Below are 17,463 nucleotides of genomic sequence, written 5' to 3' on the forward strand. Positions count from 1 at the left end.
AGTGCGGCACAATGGGCGCTATGTCTTATCTGCTCCGCGTCCTGCTCCCCGATCGTCCGGGGAGCCTCGGCTCCCTCGCGGTCGCACTGGGTACCGCGGGCGCGGACATCATCAGCCTCGACGTGGTGGACAGGTTCGACGGTGTGGCCGTGGACGACATCGTGGTGAACGTCCCCAACGGAACCTTCCCCGACACCCTGATCACCGCCGCCGAGCAGCTCGACGGCGTCATGGTGGACTCACTGCGGCCGTTCGGCGGGATACTCGACGCGCACCGCGAACTCGAGCTCATCGACGCGGTGGCGGGTGCGGGTGCCGGTGCGGACCAGATGCTCGCAGACGAGTTGCCGGCCGCGCTGCGCCTCGGATGGGCGCTCGTGGTGGAGGAGACGGCCGATGGCTGCCGACTGATCGCCCGGGGACCCGCCGCGCCGTTGTGGGACGGTGGCCAGGTCGGGGCTGTGTGCAGCCTCGAGAGGGCGACCGCGCTGGAGGACGACCTGCCCGAGGAGTGGACGGCGATGGACACCGCCGTCGCCGCGGCGCCGCTGGCCTCCGGTCACGTCCTCGTCGTCGGACGACCGGGCGGGCCGTCGTTCCGACCGTCCGAGATCGCGCGACTCGGATATCTCACGGGGATCCTGCGGTCTCTCAACGCCGGTTGAGCCGACACACCCCGGCCCTCCGACTTGCGCGGCCCCTTTGCCCGCCCCCGGCATGCGCGGCCCCTTTGCCCGCATCCCGAAGGCTTGCGCGGCCGGTTGGGTCCCGACACGCAGCGCACCCGAACGGTCACCCCGAGTGGTCACCCCGAACGGCGACCCGGCGGCGGGGCATCCGAAGTCAGGTCCCGGCAGGCGCCCCGTCGGCCCGAGGCTCCGGGCCGTTCTCCATCAGCTCCACGAATCCGGCCTCGTCGAGGATGGTCAGCCCCAGCTCCTGCGCCTTGGTCGCCTTCGACCCCGGGTTGTCCCCCACCACGACGTAGTCGGTCTTCTTGGACACCGATCCCGAGGCCTTGCCGCCCCTGGCGATGATCGCCTCCTTGATCCCGTCACGGGTGAACCCCTCGAGGGATCCCGTCGCCACGATGGTCAAGCCCTCCAGGGTGCGCGGGATCGACTCGTCGCGTTCGTCGGCCATCGAGACTCCGGAGGCCGCCCACCGGTCGACGATCTCGCGGTGCCAGTCCACGTCGAACCACTCGACCACCGAGGCCGCGATGGTCGACCCGACGCCGTCCGTCTCGGCCAACTCCTCCTCGGTGGCGGCGCGGAGTGCCTCCATCGAACCGAAGCGTGTGGCCAACGCCCGCGCGGCCGTTGGCCCCACATGGCGGATGGACAGTGCCACCAGCACCCGCCACAGGGGTCGGTCGCTCGCCGTCTCCAGATTCGCCAGCAACTTGCGGCCGTTCTCGTTGAGCACGGTGCGCTCGGGGTCGGCGCCCTCCTCGACCTGCTTGCGGGTCGCCTTCTCCACGCGGGTGTAGAGGGAGGTGCGGAGGAGGTCGGCCTCGGTGAGGTCGAACAGGCCTGCCTCGTTGACCAACACCCCGCTCGTGAGCAGATCGGAGGCCCCCTCGTAGCCGAGCGCCTCGATGTCCAGGGCGTTGCGCGACGACAGGTAGAACAGTCGCTCACGGAGTTGTGCCGGACAGGAACGCTGGTTCGGGCAGCGCCAGTCGGCGTCACCTTCCTTCGCCGGGGCCAGGACCGTGTCGCACTCCGGACAGCGCTCGGGGAAGACGAACTCCCGCTCGGTACCGTCCCGGCGCTCCACCACCGGGCCGAGCACCTCGGGGATGACGTCGCCGGCCTTGCGGATCACGACGGTGTCGCCGATCAGCACGCCCTTCCGCCTGACCTCGGTCTGGTTGTGCAGGGTCGCGAGTGAGACCGTGGAGCCGGCGACCAGTACCGGCTTCATGTGGGCGAACGGGGTGACGCGCCCCGTCCTGCCCACGGAGACCCGGATGTCGAGGAGGTCGGTCATCACCTCTTCGGGTGGGTACTTGTAGGCGATCGCCCACCGCGGTGCCCGCGACGTCTGACCGAGTCGACGCTGGACCGACCGGTCGTCGATCTTGACGACGAGGCCGTCGATCTCGTGCTCCGGGTCGTCGCGGTGCTCTCCCCAGTACCGCATCCGCTCGAGGACCTCGTCGATCCCGGTCGCCGGGGCGGTGTGTGGCGAGACGGGAAGCCCCCAGTCCGCGAGCGCGAGGTAGACGTCGTGGAGGCTGTCGAAGGTCGCGCCCTCGACCACTCCGAGACCGTGGCAGTACATGCCGAGTCGTCGCTGGGCGGTGATCGCCGGGTTCTTCTGGCGCAGTGACCCGGCGGCACTGTTGCGCGGGTTGGCGAACGGCGGCTTGCCCTCGGCGACGAGCCGGGCGTTGAGTTCGGCGAAATCCTCGAGGCGGAAGAACACCTCCCCTCTCACCTCGAGCACCGCGGGTACGGGGCGGTCCCGTGTGGGGGTGAGCGTGACCGGGATGTCGTCGATCGTCCGGGCGTTGAGGGTCACGTCCTCACCTGTCCGACCGTCGCCGCGGGTGGCCGCACTGACCAGCCTGCCGTCGCGGTAGACCAGGTCGAGCGCCACCCCGTCGATCTTGACTTCACACAGGAAGCGCAGGTCGTCCGCCGCGAGGTGCGACTGTTCGACGGCTGACGCCACCCACGCACGCAGCTCCTCCTCGGAGAACACGTTGTCCAGGCTCGTCATCCGCTGCAGGTGCTCCACCGGCGCGAAGTCGGTGGAGAACCCACCACCCACGAGCTGTGTCGGCGAGTCCGCGGTCCGCAGGGCGGGGTGGCGCTCCTCGAGCGCCTCCAACTCGTGGAACAGTGCGTCGAACTCGGCGTCGGAGACGATGGGGGCATCCCTGACGTAGTAGCGGAACTGGTGGTCCCTCACCGTCTCCGCGAGCTCGGTCCACTGCTGACGAACCTCCGGAGGGATGTCCCCGGTGCCGAGGGGTGCGGTGCTTCGACTGGCGTGGGTCACCAGCACAGGGTAATCCGACACGTGCCCGCGATGTCGGGGCGCTGGCCTACGGTGGCCGCATGAACCCGGAGATCACGAACGCCGTCCCACCCGATCGGAACCGGCTGCTGGCCTTCGACCTCGAGACCACCGGGCCCGATCCCCGGACCGCCCACGTCGTCACCTCGGCCCTCCTGGCGATCGACGGGCCCCGCAAGGTGGAGCGCACCTGGCTGGCCGATCCCGGGATCGACATCCCGGAGGGCGCGACGGCGGTCCACGGCATCACGACCGCCCATGCCCGGGCCCACGGACGTCCGCATGCGGAGGTGGTGGCCGAGACCATCGCGGGCGTCCGGACGGGGTGGCGGGAGGGGCGGACCCTGGTGGTGTTCAACGCCGCGTACGACCTCACCATCCTCAGGAGATGGGACCCGTCATTCGAGGTGCTCGGCCCGGTGGTCGACCCGTTCGTCATCGACCGCGCGGTAGACCCGTACCGCCGGGGCAAGCGCACCCTCGGGGCCCTGTGCACTCACCACGGCGTGAGGTTGGACGGTGCACATGAGGCCGGTGCCGACGCACTCGCGGCGGCCCGCCTGGCATGGAAACTGCTTGGCTCGCTCCCCGACCTGGCCGGAGCGGACTGGCGCGCGGTCAACGCCCAGCAGGCGCTGTGGCACGAAGCGCGGCAGCGGGATTTCGCCGCCTATCTCCAGCAGTCGGGCAAGGACGCCTCGGACGTCAACACGCAGTGGCCGGTCGCCCTCGACCGGACCGGCCCGCGACCAATCGACCCGGGGCACACCGACCCGCGACCGATCGACGCGGGACCGGCTACTCGGCCAACCGTGGCGCGGCCTCGGCCACCCGACGCACAGTCCCCAGTACCTCCCCTGAGGTGAGGTGTGGCGAGACCATGTCGTCCACGGTCGGGGTGAGGACCAACTGTCGCAACCCCGCGTACCGGGGTGCGCTCAGCCGCTCGAGAAGCGCCAGGATCGCGGCGACACGACGTTCCACCTCCGGCCCGGACGACGGGGGTCTCGTCGACCCCGGCAGGCCCTCGAGCTGGAGGATCCGCCCGCCGTCGAGGACCGTCCCCGCGGCGTCGAGAGCGGCATGGGAGCCACCCGAGTGGAGTGTGTCGGCCGCCATGCAGAGCCCGTCGAGGGGGGTCTCACCGTCGGGGGTGCGGGTGAGGGCGGCCCATCTGGCGGGCGCCTCGTCTCCACCGTCCGTGGGGACGCGGAGCATCACCTCCGCCACCCCGTGGCGCCGCAGGACGTCGGCGAACCGGCAGAGGGACAGCGACAGCCGATCCTCGGGCACCGCCGGGATCGGGTCGAATCGGCTCGGTCCGGCAACGGAGCCGGCCGCGATGTGCCAGATCATCGGCTCGTCGAGCAGGATTCTCGCACCGGCGCCCAGGCGCGCCGCCAGCCGGGTGACGCGGGCGGCCACCCCTTCGGCCAGCGCCTCGGCGAGGTCCCTCCGGGCCCCTCGATCGGTGAGGACCGGTGACCCGGCGGGCAACTCCACCCGCGCGGCGAGAGACCAGGGGCCGAGTACCCGCACCACGAGGCGACGGTCCTCCGAGGCGCGATCGACCTCGGGATCCCTCACCGATTCGTCGGCCTCCTCCAGCGCGTCGAGGTCACGGTCGAGCAGATCGGAGGCCCTCCGGGCCGGTCGCCCCGGTGAGCCCGCGAGTCGCCAGCCCCGGGTGGAGACGTCGACCGGGAGGTCGGCGAGCATGGCCAGGGTCCTGCCCACCTGATCGGCTCCGAGCCCCCGGTCGGTCAGCTCCGGGAGGAACGGCATCCGGTGGCATTCACCGAGAACCACCCGCGCGGCCTCCCGGGGATCCGTTCCCCGCATGGGGCCAGGGCCGGTGAACCCCGGCACGACGGAGGTCACGGAGCGGTCGCGGCCGGGACGGAGGCGGTGATGGTGCCACTTCCCAGAACGCGGTCGCCACCGGGCTCGGGCCGGTAGAGCACGGCCGCCTGGCCGGCGGCGACCCCACGCACGGGTTCGTCGAGCGAGATCTCCAACCGGGCGTCCGCACCGTCCCCCACCCGTCTGACATACCCCGGAGTGGCCTGTCCGTGCGCACGGATCTGCACGTGGCACGCGGCCTCCCGGATGGTCTCGTCGACCAACCAGTAGGGCGAGGACGCGGTCATCGCCCGGGACAGCAGGTGCTCGGCCCCCCCGACGGTCACGGTCCCGGAGTCCGCGTCGATGGACGTCACGTATCTGGGGCGGCCGTCGGGCGCCGGGCCCGGCAGACCGAGTCCCTTGCGCTGTCCGATCGTGAACCCGTACACGCCGTCGTGCCGGCCGAGTTCGTCACCGCTGTCGGCGTCGACCACCGCACCGGGCCGCACGCCGATCCGCGCGCCGAGGAAGGCTCGTGTGTCCCCGGAGGGGATGAAGCAGATGTCGTGGCTGTCGGGCTTGGTCGCCACGGGAAGACCCGATGACTCGGCCTCGGCGCGGACCTCGGACTTGTGGGAGTCCCCCAGCGGGAACATCGAGTGCGCGAGTTGTCGCGGGGTGAGCACACCCAGGACATAGGACTGGTCCTTGCCGGGATCGACCGCGCGGCGCAGGACCGGGCGCGACTCGCCGGACTCCGTCTCCTCGACGGACAGTCGGGCATAGTGTCCGGTGGCCACCGCGTCGAACCCGAGCGCCATCCCCCGGTCGAGGAGGGCCTCGAACTTGATCCGCTCGTTGCACCTCAGGCACGGATTGGGGGTCTCGCCGCGGGAGTACGACTCGACGAAGTCGTCTATCACGTCCGCCCTGAACCGCTCCGCGAAGTCCCAGACGTAGAACGGGATACCCAACAGATCGGCCACTCGGCGCGCATCACCCGCGTCCTCACGCGAACAGCACCCGCGGGAGCCCGTCCGCAGCGTCGCCGGGTCCGCACTCAGAGCGAGGTGCACACCCACCACCTCATGACCGGCGGCCACGGCGCGCGCGGCGGCGACGGCGGAATCGACTCCCCCGCTCATGGCGGCCAGGACCCTCACGACGTCGTCACCCCGGTGCCGATCAACCCGAGCCCCGCGACGCGGGCCCTCTCGGCCGCGGGGGCCAGTGCGGCGATCGCCGCGTCCACGTCGTCCTCGGTCGTGGTGTGGCCGAGACTCAGTCGGAGACTGCTCCTCGCGGCCGCGTCCCCCGCGCCCAGGGCCAGCAGCACGTGACTGGGCTCGGCCACCCCCGCCGTACATGCCGAGCCCGTGGAGCACTCGATCCCCGCGGCGTCGAGCAGCAGGATCAGGGATTCCCCGGAGCAGCCCGGGAAGGTGAGGTTGGCGATCCCCGGCAGCCTCGGCCCGCCTCCGTTCGGCACGGCGTCCGGGACCGCGGCGAGGACACCGGCGACCAACCGGTCCCGCAGACGTTCCAGGCGGGTCGCCTCGGCCTCCATGTCCCGGACGGCCTCGTCGAGGGCAGCGGCCATCGCCACGACGCCCGGGACGTCGACCGACCCCGACCTGAGATCCCGCTCCTGGCCTCCGCCGAAGCCCACCGGGAGACATGCGGCGCCGCGGTCGATGATCAACGCACCGACCCCCAGCGGGCCACCGAACTTGTGCGCGGACAGGCTCAGGGACGTCACACCCAGGGCGCCGAAGTCGACCGGGATGTGTCCGACGGCCTGTACGGCGTCGGTGTGGACCGCCGCACCCGCGGCGGTGGCTGCGGCCGCCACCCCGGCGACGTCGCTGAGGGTGCCGATCTCGTTGTTGCCGAGCATGACGGCGACGAGGGCCAGGCGCCCACCCACCTCGTCCACGATCCCGCGGACCGAGGCGGGCGCCACGGCCCCACACCGGTCCACCGGAAGCAGGCGGACGTCCATACCCCCGCCGCGCGGGGTGGCCAGGTGCGCGGCGGAGTCGAGAACCGAGTGGTGTTCGGTCGCCCCGACGGCCACGACGTCACCGCTCGAGGCGGCCGCCTGACCCAACACCGCGAGGTTGTCGGACTCGGTCCCACCGGAGGTGAACACGACCTCGGAGGGCCTGCACCCGAGGTGGGCGGCCAGCGACTCGCGGGCCTCCTCGAGCCGACGACGCGCGTGTCGGCCGGCTCCGTGCAGAGACGAGGCGTTACCGACGCTCGCGGCGGCCTCGATGTACGCGGCCAGAGCCGACTGACGCATCGGGGTGGTGGCGGCGTGGTCGAGATAGTGCGGTGTGCGGATCGTGAGCATGACGTCGGCAAGAATACGCCCGAACGCGCCGGACCCCGGCACCGCAGGGGTGCCGGGGTCCGGTCGATGCGGCTCGACGCCGCTACGACGCTCTCACTTACGGGCGTTGATGGCCTCGGTGAGCTGCGGGGCAACAGCGAACAGGTCGCCGACGATGCCGTAGTCCGCGATCTCGAAGATCGGGGCCTCCTCGTCCTTGTTGACGGCGACGATCGTCTTGGACGTCTGCATCCCGGCGCGGTGCTGGATGGCGCCCGAGATGCCGAGGGCGATGTACAGCTGCGGCGAGACGGTCTTGCCCGTCTGACCCACCTGGAACTGACCCGGGTAGTACCCCGAGTCGACGGCCGCACGCGAGGCACCGACGGCGCCCTTGAGCGAGTCCGCCAGCGGCTCCACGACCTCTTCGAACTTCTCGGCCGAACCCACGCCGCGGCCACCGGCGACGACGACGGTCGCCTCCGTGAGTTCCGGACGGTCGCCACCGACGATCGGGTTGCGGGAGATGACCCTGGCGGCGTTCTCGGGCTCGGGGACGTCGATCTCGACGACCTCACCGGCACCGGCGCTCGGTACGGCCTCGACGGCACCCGGACGCAGTGTGTAGATGGGCGTGTCGCCGGCGACGGTCGCCTCGACCGTGAAGGCGCCACCGAAAATCGAGTGGACGGCGGACCCGTCGGACTTGATCTCGACGACGTCGCAGAGGGTGCCGGATCCGGTGCGGGCGGCGAGCCGACCCGCCACCTCCTTGCCCTCGAACGTGGCGGCCAGGACGATCGCCGCCGCGCCCTGCTCGGCGAGCCCGGCGAGGACGTCGACCTTGGGGGTGACGAGGTAGTTCTGCACCGCGTCGCCCTCGGCCACGTAGATCTTCTCCGCGCCGGCCTCCTTCAGGGCGTCGGTGAGCGCCGCTGCGGTGCCGGACTCACCGAACACGACAGCGGACGGCTCGCCGAGCGCGCGTGCGGCGGTGAGCAGCTCGAGGGTGACCTTCTTCAGTTCGCCGTCGACGTGCTCGACCGCGACGAGGACTTCAGCCATAGTGGATTCTCCTTGGAAAACAGTGGTGGGAGTCGTTCGGGGGTGAGCGCGATCAGATGAGCTTCTGCGCCACGAGGTACTTGGCGACCTCGTTGCCGCCCTCGCCCTCGTCGTTGAACTTCTCACCGGCGCTGCGCGGCGGCTTCGGGACGGACGAGGTCACGGTGGACGCGGCGTTGTCCTTGCCCACCTGGCCGGCCTCGACGTTGGTGTCGGCGAGCGTCAGGACCTCGACCGGCTTCTTCTTGGCGGCCATGATGCCCTTGAAGGAGGGGAACCGCGGCTCGTTGATCTTCTCGCCGACCGACACGACGCACGGCAGCGAGGCCTCGATCTCGAAGACGCCCTCGTCGGTCTCGCGCTCGCCCTTGATCGTCCCGCCGGAGACCTCGAGGGTGCGCATGTGCGTGACCTGCGGCAGGCCCAGGTACTCGGCGATGATGGCCGGGACGCTGCCCATGCGGCCGTCGGTGGCCTCGTTGCCACAGATGACCAGTTCGGTGCCCTCGATGGTGCCCAGCACGTTGGCGATGGCCCACGCGGTCTGGACCACGTCCGAACCGTGGAGCGCCTCGTCGTTGAGGTGGACGGCCTTGTCCGCGCCCATCGACAGGGCCTTGCGGATCGCCTCGGTGGCGCGGTCGGGACCGGCGGTCAGGACGGTCACCTCGCCCCCCTCGGCCTCCTTGATCTGGAGTGCCTGCTCAACGGCCTTCTCATTGATCTCATCGAGCACCGCGTCCGCGGCCTCACGGTCCAGGGTGAAGTCCCCATCGGAAAGCTTGCGCTCCGAGTAGGTGTCCGGAACCTGCTTGATCAGTACGACGATGTTCGTCATGGGCCTGCGTCGACCTCCTGCGAGTCGGGGCTGGGTGCGTTCCGAACTGACCGGGCGCACCGGATTGTGGTCCTGGGGACAACAATAACGCCACCCGGGCCCTCACCGCAGGAGCGGGGCCGTCGGTGCCGCCGGAGCGGGGCCGTCAGTTGATGCGCGTGTCCCACCCCGCCCACGCCGCGTCGCGCAGTTCGTTCTTGCGGACCTTGCCGGTGGAGGTCCGCGGCAGGGCCTCGGTGATCTCCACCGCTCCCGGCACCTTGTAGCGGGCGATCCTCGTCCGGCAGTGGTCGATCACGCCGTGCTCGTCGAGTTCCGACCCGGGCCTGACCACGACATAGGCCTTGGGTCGCTCTCCCCACTTCTCGTCGGGCATCGAGACCACGGCGCAGTCGACCACGTCGGGGTGCGCCACGATCGCCTGTTCGACCTCGATCGTGGAGATGTTCTCGCCGCCGGAGACGACCACGTCCTTGGCGCGGTCGAGCAGCTGGACGTACCCGTCCGGATGCATCACCCCGAGATCGCCCGAGTGGAACCACCCGCCGGCGAACGCGGTGGCGGTGGCCTCGGGGTCGGCGAAGTACCCCTTCATCACGCCGTTGCCGGTCATGACCACCTCGCCCATCGTCACACCGTCCGCCGGGACGTCGACCAGGTGCTTCTCCCCGGGGCCGGTCCGCTCGACCACCCGGACCGTGTCGGCGTGGATCATCGCCACGCCCTGCCTGGACTTCAGGCTCGCCCGCTCGTCCGGGTCCAGCTCCCCCCACCCGGGCTGGGGCGTGCACACCGTGAACGGTCCGTAGGTCTCGGTCAGCCCGTAGACCTGCGTCACGTCGATGCCCAGGTCCTCGAACCGTCGCAGGATCGTGGGCGAGGGCGGTGCACCGGCCGTGACCATGCGGATCCCCTCCACCGGCCGGGCCGCCGGATCGTCGGCGATCGTGCTCAACACCGCCGGGGCGCCGGCGAGGCGGTTGATCCCCTCGTCGTCGAACAGTCTCCAGATCTCCTCGCCCCGGACGGCGCGCAGACACACGTGGGTACCCATCGCGCCGGTCAGGGCCCACGTGGTGCACCAGCCGTTGCAGTGGAACATCGGCAGCGTCCACAGATAGCGGGAGTCCGCGTCGAGCCCCTGGGTGATGATCTCGCCGAGCGCGTTGAGGTACGCACCTCGGTGGGTGTACATCACGCCCTTCGGGCGTCCCGTGGTCCCCGAGGTGTAGTTGACGGCGATGACGGAGTCCTCGTCCTCCACCGTCCACGCCACCGGCTGCGGGGAGGCCAGCGCGAGGCTCTCCTCCAGCGCCTCGGCGCGGGGGCCGAAGCGGGCGGGGTCCGGTTGGGTGCCGTCGGCGTCCGGGGTCACCAGGATCAGGCTGATCGACTCCGGCACCTCGTTCCCCAACCCCTCCAGGAGCCCGGCGTCGGCGATGAGCACGGAGATCCCGGCGTGCTCGACGATGTAGGAGACCTCCGGGGGCGCGAGACGGGTGTTGAGCGCCACCACCGCTCCCCCGGCGAGCGGGACGGCGAACTGGGCCAGGAGCGCCTCGGCGGAGTTGGGGGCCAGAACCCCGACGCGCTCTCCCCTGGCGACCCCGCGCATCCGCAGTAGCGAGGCCAGGCGCGTGGCCCGGTCGGCGAACTCGGCGTAGCTCTGCCGGCGGGGCCCGTCCACCACGGCGGTCGCGTCAGGGACCACGCGCGCGGCCTTCTCCAGGAAGGCGAGAGGGGTGAGAGCGGTGTCGAGTCCTGAACTGGCTGCCATCGCGCGGGGTCCGCCTCTCGTGGGGTCGTCCGGTGGCCCGGTCTCGGGTGATCACGGTCACGGTAGCCGCGGCGGCTCTCGCGCACCGGCGGATTGCGCCCCGGTCCCCCCGGCGACGCCCCTCGGACTACGCTCTCCGGTGACGATCCGACGTGAAGGGGACCTCCAGGTGGCACCGGCATCGATTCCGCGGCGGGCCGCACCGACCGCGCGGGCTCTGGCGGTGGGTGCGGTCGCGGTCGGGCTCGCCGCGGGGTGCGCGTCCCACACCGAGAGCGGGGGCGCCCGCCTGGAGCAGGCCGAGAGCTGGTCGTCCGTCGCCGGCGGCCCCCCGAACTCCGGACGCGCACACGCATCGGTCTCCGATTCTCCGGCGCTGGTCTGGTCACGACCACTGGGGGCGCCCGCGACCGGGGTCGCCGGTTCCGACGGGATCGGCTCCTTCTTCCAGGCGACCGTCTCCGAGCAGGGGTGCAACCTCTTCGCACTGACCGCCGACGACGGCCGCAAGCGGTGGTGCCTGCGCCTCCCGACGCACGGGCCGCGGATCACCTCGACCGTCGACGGCCGAGGATCCCTCTTCGTTCCCTTCTACGGAGGGGTGGGTGCGGTGTCGGCGGAGGGTGAGAACCGGTGGTTCGCCCGGACCCGGGGCATCCCCACCACCATCACGCTGCTCGACAACCGCCACCTCCTGACGGTCTCCCACCTGGGGATCGTCCGGGTGGTCAACACCCAGACCGGTCTGGACGCCTCGCCCGAACTGCCGGTCGCCGGGGAGATCGCACCGTCCGATCCGGGGTTCGGGTCGCCGTGGTGCGGCATCGGTGAACGCGGGTGCCCCGTGCCCGGCCCGGCAGCGGTCGACACGGAGACTGGCACCGCCTATCTCACCGCGTGGACACCAGGGGGCCCGGCCCCCGAGCTGGTCGCCGTGCGGTTCACCGCCGGCGACGCGGGGCGCCTGGAGGTGCTGTGGCGCGCCGGGCTCCCCGAGGGTCGTCTCGGGGTCCCGGTGGTCCTGTCGGACGACCGGGACGAGGTCTACCTGCACTCCGAGGACGGCGCCCTGTCCGCCTACTCGACCGCCGACGGGTCACCCGTGTGGTCGTCCCCGATCGGATACCGACCCGACACGCCCCCCGCCCTGCTCCCGGACGGCACGCTGGTCACCGGTGGTCGCACCTCGACCGTGTGGAGGGGGCAGGACGACGACCACGCCGCCGACGCCGGCCCCGCGCCCGTGGTCGCCGTCCGCGGGGCCGGTGGCCGGGGGGAGGACGGCCAGGGCGGCGAGGTGTGGCGGCGCGACGACCTGCGCCAGCTCACCAACCCCGCCGCCACCGCCGACGGGCGGGTGCTGGTGGCGGTGAGGTCGGGCGGGACCGACGACGAGCCGGGGATCGCCCTGCTCCTGCTCGACGGCGACGACGGCAGCACCCTGCACGAGATCGAGGTCCCGGCCGCCGCGGGGCCGGTCTCCGGCCTGAGTGTGGACGACGACGGCCGCATCGCGCTCACGACCGCGGTCGGTGCGGTCTATCTCTACGAGTGAACGCCGGCGTCTCTACGACTGAACGTCGGCGGACTGATCGGTCCGCGGCCCGCACACGAACACCACAGCGGCCCTGCCGATCCTCGTCACCACCAGCGCCAGCGGGCGGGAGCCGCCCGGGGCCAGGGACCGCCGCAGCACGTCCGGGTCGGTGTCCACCCCGCGGACCAGGATCTCCAGTGACCCGCAGTCCCGGCGCCTGAGGGCCCTGCGCAGTTCCTTGCGGTCGAGCCGGCACCGCTCCAGCACCTCGAACCCCGTGTACCCGGCCGGGATGTGCGGCCCGGTCAGGTGGGCGATCCGGGGGTCGAGCTGACGGAGTCCGCGACGGCGGGCCCAGTGCCGCACCAGGCCGGCCCTGACGACCGCCCCGTCGGGATCGACGATGAACCGGTCCGCCTCCCCGTGGGCGTCGACCTCGTCGTCGTCCTCGTCCGTCACCTCCTCCGCATGGACCGCGATGCCGTCGGCGACCAGTCGCGGTGCCCCCCACGGCGCGGGCGCGTCGGCGACGGTGGTGCGCACCACGGTCGCGCGGCGCCGCGCCCGGCCGGACAGGCCCGCCGACCACAGGCACGCCTCGCGCACCGACCCGTCCAGTGAGACGAGTTCGACCTCCCCCGGGTGGTCGAGAACCGAGGTGTCCAGACCGGGCGCACACTTGATCGCGTAGTCCGCGCCGCGCGCCACGGCCAGCAGGTCCGGCAGAGGGGGGCTGAGCCGGGCGGGGTCGTGGATCCGGCGGCCCCCGGACCGTCGGGCGGGGTCGCCGAGCAGCACGACGTCCCGACTGGGCGGGGCGAGGGCATCCGCCACACACACCAGCGCGTCGGGCACGTTGTGCGCGGCCATCCGGGCCCTGACCCGGTCGAGATCGGACCCCACGACCCGGTCGGCGGTCCGCACAAGTTCGCCCAGTTCGGCCCCCACCGAGCAGGTGACGTCGTGGACGTCCCGGCCCGCCAACCGCGCGGCCCGCAGTGCGGCGACGGGCCAGGCGGTGGCCTGCTGAACCGCGTCGTCCGTCACGAGCATCCGGTCCGCACCCCGGATCCGACCGTCCGCGCGGCGGCGCGCGGTGACGAGGTCGATCGCCGCGGCGGCGTGGCCGGCGTCGGCCCTCCTGACGGCAGCCGTCGAGGCGACGAGGCGGTCACGGGACCAGTCCAGCCCGGCGGCCAGATCGAGCAGGTCCCGGCCGGCGGCGGTGAGCAGGAAGTCGAGGTCCTCCGGGGTCACCGTCCCACCACCTACCTGCCGCCCGGTGCGATGGACCGGGCCGTGGCGAGGAGTTCGGAGACGTCGGCCGCCGCCGCGAGACCGGCCAGGACGTCGAGGGTCGGGCGCAGCATGCCGAGCCGCCCGAGGGTTCCCGCGGTCGCCGCGTCGTCGGCGCGCATCCATCCCGCCGCGCGCGCCTCGCTCGTGCCGGCGTCCGGTTCCATCCCTGCCGGCACCGCGGCCACGAAGAACAGCGTGTCGTACCGGCGAGGGGGTCCCGGCGGAGTGGTCCAACGGTCCCACGGACGCAGCAGGTGCGCGGACAGGGTCAGCCGGTGCTCCTCGAGAAGCGCATCCAGGTCGCCCTCCCCCGCGGCCAGCGCGCGACGCTCCTCGGGTCCGGGACCGGGTGCGCCACCGGGACGGGGCCGCCCGGTGGCGGTCCGGTCGGGCTCGGCCAGAAGCACGCCGGTCTCCTCGAAGAGCTCCCGCACCACGCCCCGGACGGCCGCGGCCGCGCGGGCGTCGTCGATCCCGAACGCGTCGGCCCACCAGCGCGGATCGGGGCCCCGCCAGGGCCGGGAGCCCCGGTAGTCACGCGGTTCCACCCCGCCCCCGGGGAAGACGGACATCCCGGCCGCGAACTGCATGGTGGCCACACGGTGCTGCAGGAACACCTCGACTCCCCCGCCCACGCGGGCGTCACGCACCAGGGCCACCGTGGCGGCCTCGCGGACGGGGACGTCCGCGGGTGGGGTCGTCACGGGGTCGCAGACGCGGCTCACGGACGTCGGTGCCGGCCGGACCGGCGCGCGCGGCGGGCGAAGTAGCGTCCGTCGACGGCGTCGACGACGATCGACTGCGCGAAAGCGCGACTGAGGTTCTCGGAGGTGATCACGTCGTCGATCAGCCCGGTGGCCGTCACCCCGCCCTCCGCGAGCAGCATCGCGTGGGTGAAACCCGGGGGAATCTCCTCCACGTGGTGGGTCACCAGGACCGTGGCCGGGGCGTCGGGGTCGAGAGCCATGTCCGCCAGACGGGCGACCAGATCCTCCCGGCCCCCCAGATCCAGTCCCGCTCCGGGTTCGTCGAGCAGGAGCAGTTCCGGGTCGGTCATCATCGCGCGGGCGATCAGCACCCTCTTGCGTTCGCCCTCCGACAAGGTCCCCCAGGTGCGGTCGGCCAGGTGCTCGCCACCGATCATCTCCAGGGTGTCCGCCGCGCGGTCGAAGTCGGCCTCGTCGTAGGCCTCCCGCCACCTCCCCAACACGGCGTACCCGGCGGAGACCACCAGGTCCTTGACCACCTCGTCGCCCGGGATCCGGCCGGCCACCGCGGCGGACGACAACCCCACCCGGCTCCGGAGTTCGGTGACCTCGGTGCGACCCAGTTGCTCACCGAGGATCACCGCCGAGCCGGTGCTCGGGTACTCGAGCGCCGAGGCGATGCGCAGCAGCGAGGTCTTGCCCGCACCGTTGGGCCCCAGGACGACCCACCTCTCGTCCAGCTCGACCTGCCAGGTGACGGGTCCCACGAGCGTCCGCCCGTCCCTGCGAAGCGAGACGTCGGTCAGATCCAGGACGAGGTCGGGGTCGGTCTCGATAGGCGTTCTCACGACCCCCATCTAACCCCCTCCCCGGTGGCCGGGTGTCGAGGAACACGGCACGAGCCCCTGAACACCGGCGCCACGCCCCTGACGGATCGGTGCCCGCTTCGATAGCGTCGTGTCGTAGAGGCGTCCACACCCCGGAGCCCGCAGCCGAGAGGAGCACCGACGTGAACGACCGTCTGGCCATCGACGAGGTCCGCCCCCTGGTCTCCTGCGGGAGGTTCCCCGCCAAGTCGGTCGTGGGTGAGGTGTTGCCGATCTCGGCGACCGTGTGGCGGGAGGGCCACGACGCGTTGTCGGCGAGCCTGGTGGTCCGCCGACCCGGCGGTGCCTCCTCCCGCACGACGATGATCCCCGGGGAGGAGGCGGACACCGTCCACGCGCATCTGAACACCGATGTCCCCGGGATGTGGTCGTTCCGCGTCGAGGCGTGGTCCGACCCGTTCGCCACGTGGAACAGCGGCATCGTCAAGAAGATGGACGCCGGCCAGGGCGCCGACGTCCTGGGCAACGAGTTCGAGGTGGGCGCGCGGGTCCTGGACGCCGGGGCCGCGCAGGCGGCCGCGTCGGGCGACACCGACCGCGCCACGCTCCTGACGGAGGCGGCCACCGCGCTCCGCGGCACCGGGGACGCCGGGACACGGACGTCGCTCGCGCTGTCCGATGACGTCGCGGCCGCGATGGCCGCGGGGCCCGTCCGCGAGCTCGTGACGCCCGGCCAGACCCACCGCGTGTGGGTCGACCGCCGTGAGGCCCAGTTCAGCTCCTGGTACGAGTTCTTCCCCCGCTCCACGGGCGGATGGGACGAGCAGGGTCGGCCGGTCCACGGCACCTTCGCCACCTCCCGCGGGTACATCGACCACGCCGCGGACATGGGCTTCGACGTGGTCTACCTGCCGCCGATCCACCCGATCGGGGTGGTCAACCGCAAGGGCCGGAACAACTCCCTCACCCCGGAGGAGGGAGACGTCGGGTCGCCGTGGGCCATCGGCTCGGCGGACGGTGGACACGATGCCGTGCACCCGGAACTCGGCACGATCGAGGACTTCCGCGAACTGGTCGAGTACTCCACCGGTCGCGGCGTCGAGATCGCCCTGGACCTGGCGTTGCAGTGCGCCCCGGACCACCCGTGGGCGCAGGCCCACCCGGAGTGGTTCACGGTGCTGCCCGACGGCCACATCGCCTACGCCGAGAACCCACCCAAGAAGTACCAGGACATCTACCCCGTCAACTTCGACCTCGATCCCGAGGGGATCTACGCCGAGGTGCTCCGGGTGGTGCGGATGTGGACCTCCCTGGGCGTACGGATCTTCCGGGTGGACAACCCGCACACCAAGCCCGCGGATTTCTGGAGCCGCCTGATCGCGGAGGTCAAGCGCACCGAACCGGACGTGCTGTTCCTCGCCGAGGCCTTCACCCGCCCGGCCCGTCTGTTCGGGCTCGCGAAGCGGGGTTTCTCGCAGTCCTACACGTACTTCACCTGGAAGACCACGAAGTCCGACCTGGTCGAGTTCTGCGAGCAGTTGCTGGCGCACGTCGACGAAGCCCGGCCGAACATGTTCACCAACACCCCGGACATCCTGCACGAGTCGCTGCAGCGCGGAGGCCCGGCGATGTTCGCGATCCGGTCGGCCCTCGCGGCCACGCTCAGCCCGGCGTGGGGCGTGTACTCGGGCTTCGAGCTGTTCGAATGGCAACCCGTCACCGAGGGCAGCGAGGAGTACCTGGACTCGGAGAAGTACGAACTCCGACCCCGGGACTTCGCCGGCGCCGAGGCGGCGGGGCAGTCCCTGGCCCCGTGGCTGCGGACCCTCAACCGGATCCGGCGTGAGCATCCCGCTCTCCAGCAGCTGCGCACGCTGCGTTTCCACGACGTGGACAACGATCAGATCATCGCCTACTCCAAGGTCGACCCCGCCACCGGCGACTGCGTCCTGACCGTCGTCTCGCTCGATTCCCACGGGGTGCAGGAGGGCACGCTCAGGCTGGACATGGCCGCCCTCGGGTACGACGACGACGCCCGGTTCAGCGTCCACGACGAGGTCTCCGGCAACGAGTTCCACTGGGGCTCGAGCAACTACGTGCGACTCGAGCCGTGGACGGCGGTCGCGCACATCGTCGTGGTCCCGCCCTGCGACGAAGCACGTAGGGTCGAACTGACCTACCGCACGCACATCGTGGATTGAGG

13 protein-coding genes and 1 pseudogene are annotated in these 17,463 nt (G+C 71.8%); 4 read left to right on the forward strand and 10 right to left on the reverse strand.

Going from position 1 to position 17,463, the window contains the following annotated elements:
* Nucleotides 1-20 precede the first annotated feature (20 nt).
* Nucleotides 21-665, forward strand: coding sequence for an amino acid-binding protein (locus CEY15_RS09780; RefSeq protein WP_017837045.1), 645 nt, complete (start codon nt 21-23; stop codon nt 663-665).
* A 178-nt stretch (nt 666-843) separates the two neighbouring features.
* On the opposite strand, the gene ligA is transcribed toward CEY15_RS09780, so the two are convergent.
* Nucleotides 844-3,012, reverse strand: a complete 2,169-nt coding sequence (gene ligA, locus CEY15_RS09785; RefSeq protein WP_042329865.1) for an NAD-dependent DNA ligase LigA — start codon at nt 3,010-3,012, stop codon at nt 844-846.
* A 59-nt stretch (nt 3,013-3,071) separates the two neighbouring features.
* Here ligA and CEY15_RS09790 point away from each other — a divergent pair.
* Nucleotides 3,072-3,758, forward strand: a pseudogene (locus tag CEY15_RS09790) (exonuclease domain-containing protein); the annotation flags it as partial.
* A 70-nt stretch (nt 3,759-3,828) separates the two neighbouring features.
* On the opposite strand, the gene CEY15_RS09795 reads toward CEY15_RS09790, so the two are convergent.
* The 6 genes from CEY15_RS09795 to CEY15_RS09820 form a co-directional block, all read right to left on the reverse strand.
* A complete protein-coding gene (locus tag CEY15_RS09795; RefSeq protein ID WP_095718288.1) occupies nt 3,829-4,911 on the reverse strand; it encodes a cobalamin-independent methionine synthase in 1,083 nt (360 codons plus the stop codon).
* Nucleotides 4,908-6,038 (reverse strand): tRNA 2-thiouridine(34) synthase MnmA, encoded by a 1,131-nt coding sequence (mnmA, locus tag CEY15_RS09800; RefSeq protein WP_017837049.1) that lies wholly within the window; start codon nt 6,036-6,038, stop codon nt 4,908-4,910. The genes CEY15_RS09795 and mnmA overlap by 4 nt, the downstream gene beginning before the upstream one ends.
* Nucleotides 6,035-7,231, reverse strand: a complete 1,197-nt coding sequence (locus CEY15_RS09805; RefSeq protein WP_095718289.1) for a cysteine desulfurase family protein — start codon at nt 7,229-7,231, stop codon at nt 6,035-6,037. The genes mnmA and CEY15_RS09805 overlap by 4 nt, the downstream gene beginning before the upstream one ends.
* A gap of 93 nt (nt 7,232-7,324) precedes the next feature.
* Entirely contained in the window at nt 7,325-8,275 is a 951-nt protein-coding gene (locus tag CEY15_RS09810; protein WP_017837051.1) for an electron transfer flavoprotein subunit alpha/FixB family protein, read from the reverse strand.
* Nucleotides 8,276-8,327: 52 nt separating this feature from the next.
* A complete protein-coding gene (locus tag CEY15_RS09815; protein WP_017837052.1) occupies nt 8,328-9,113 on the reverse strand; it encodes an electron transfer flavoprotein subunit beta/FixA family protein in 786 nt (261 codons plus the stop codon).
* A gap of 145 nt (nt 9,114-9,258) precedes the next feature.
* Complete coding sequence (locus CEY15_RS09820) at nt 9,259-10,890, reverse strand: AMP-binding protein (RefSeq protein WP_095718290.1); 1,632 nt, start codon at nt 10,888-10,890, stop codon at nt 9,259-9,261.
* 139 nt (nt 10,891-11,029) lie between these two features.
* Between CEY15_RS09820 and CEY15_RS09825 the strand changes: the two genes are divergently transcribed.
* A complete protein-coding gene (locus tag CEY15_RS09825) occupies nt 11,030-12,445 on the forward strand; it encodes a PQQ-binding-like beta-propeller repeat protein (protein ID WP_095718291.1) in 1,416 nt (471 codons plus the stop codon).
* A 12-nt stretch (nt 12,446-12,457) separates the two neighbouring features.
* Here CEY15_RS09825 and CEY15_RS09830 read toward each other — a convergent pair whose 3' ends face one another.
* Genes CEY15_RS09830 through CEY15_RS09840 form a run of 3 tightly spaced genes read right to left on the reverse strand, consistent with a single transcriptional unit; the run spans nt 12,458 to nt 15,290 of the window.
* On the reverse strand, nt 12,458-13,684 hold the full coding sequence (locus CEY15_RS09830; protein ID WP_095718292.1) for a THUMP-like domain-containing protein: 1,227 nt from the start codon (nt 13,682-13,684) through the stop codon (nt 12,458-12,460).
* An 11-nt stretch (nt 13,685-13,695) separates the two neighbouring features.
* The gene (locus CEY15_RS09835; protein ID WP_141244244.1) at nt 13,696-14,430 is read right to left on the reverse strand and encodes an NUDIX hydrolase; all 735 of its coding nucleotides are present in this window, start codon (nt 14,428-14,430) and stop codon (nt 13,696-13,698) included.
* 17 nt (nt 14,431-14,447) lie between these two features.
* The gene (locus CEY15_RS09840; protein ID WP_017837057.1) at nt 14,448-15,290 is read right to left on the reverse strand and encodes an ABC transporter ATP-binding protein; all 843 of its coding nucleotides are present in this window, start codon (nt 15,288-15,290) and stop codon (nt 14,448-14,450) included.
* Between the two features lie 152 nt (nt 15,291-15,442).
* Between CEY15_RS09840 and CEY15_RS09845 the strand changes: the two genes are divergently transcribed.
* On the forward strand, nt 15,443-17,461 hold the full coding sequence (locus tag CEY15_RS09845; RefSeq protein ID WP_095718293.1) for a maltotransferase domain-containing protein: 2,019 nt from the start codon (nt 15,443-15,445) through the stop codon (nt 17,459-17,461).
* The last annotated feature ends 2 nt before the right edge of the window (nt 17,462-17,463 follow it).

Origin of the sequence: Dietzia natronolimnaea, assembly GCF_002289575.1 — a bacterium.
Taxonomy (GTDB): domain Bacteria; phylum Actinomycetota; class Actinomycetes; order Mycobacteriales; family Mycobacteriaceae; genus Dietzia; species Dietzia natronolimnaea_A.

Bases quoted from the DNA above. Each gene is read 5' to 3' on its own strand.
- CEY15_RS09780 (WP_017837045.1), top strand. From the start codon at position 21: ATGTCTTATCTGCTCCGCGTCCTGCTCCCCGATCGTCCGGGGAGCCTC.
- CEY15_RS09805 (WP_095718289.1), bottom strand. From the start codon at position 7,231: ATGCTCACGATCCGCACACCGCACTATCTCGACCACGCCGCCACCACC.
- CEY15_RS09810 (WP_017837051.1), bottom strand. From the start codon at position 8,275: ATGGCTGAAGTCCTCGTCGCGGTCGAGCACGTCGACGGCGAACTGAAG.
- CEY15_RS09815 (WP_017837052.1), bottom strand. From the start codon at position 9,113: ATGACGAACATCGTCGTACTGATCAAGCAGGTTCCGGACACCTACTCG.
- CEY15_RS09820 (WP_095718290.1), bottom strand. From the start codon at position 10,890: ATGGCAGCCAGTTCAGGACTCGACACCGCTCTCACCCCTCTCGCCTTC.
- CEY15_RS09840 (WP_017837057.1), bottom strand. From the start codon at position 15,290: ATGGGGGTCGTGAGAACGCCTATCGAGACCGACCCCGACCTCGTCCTG.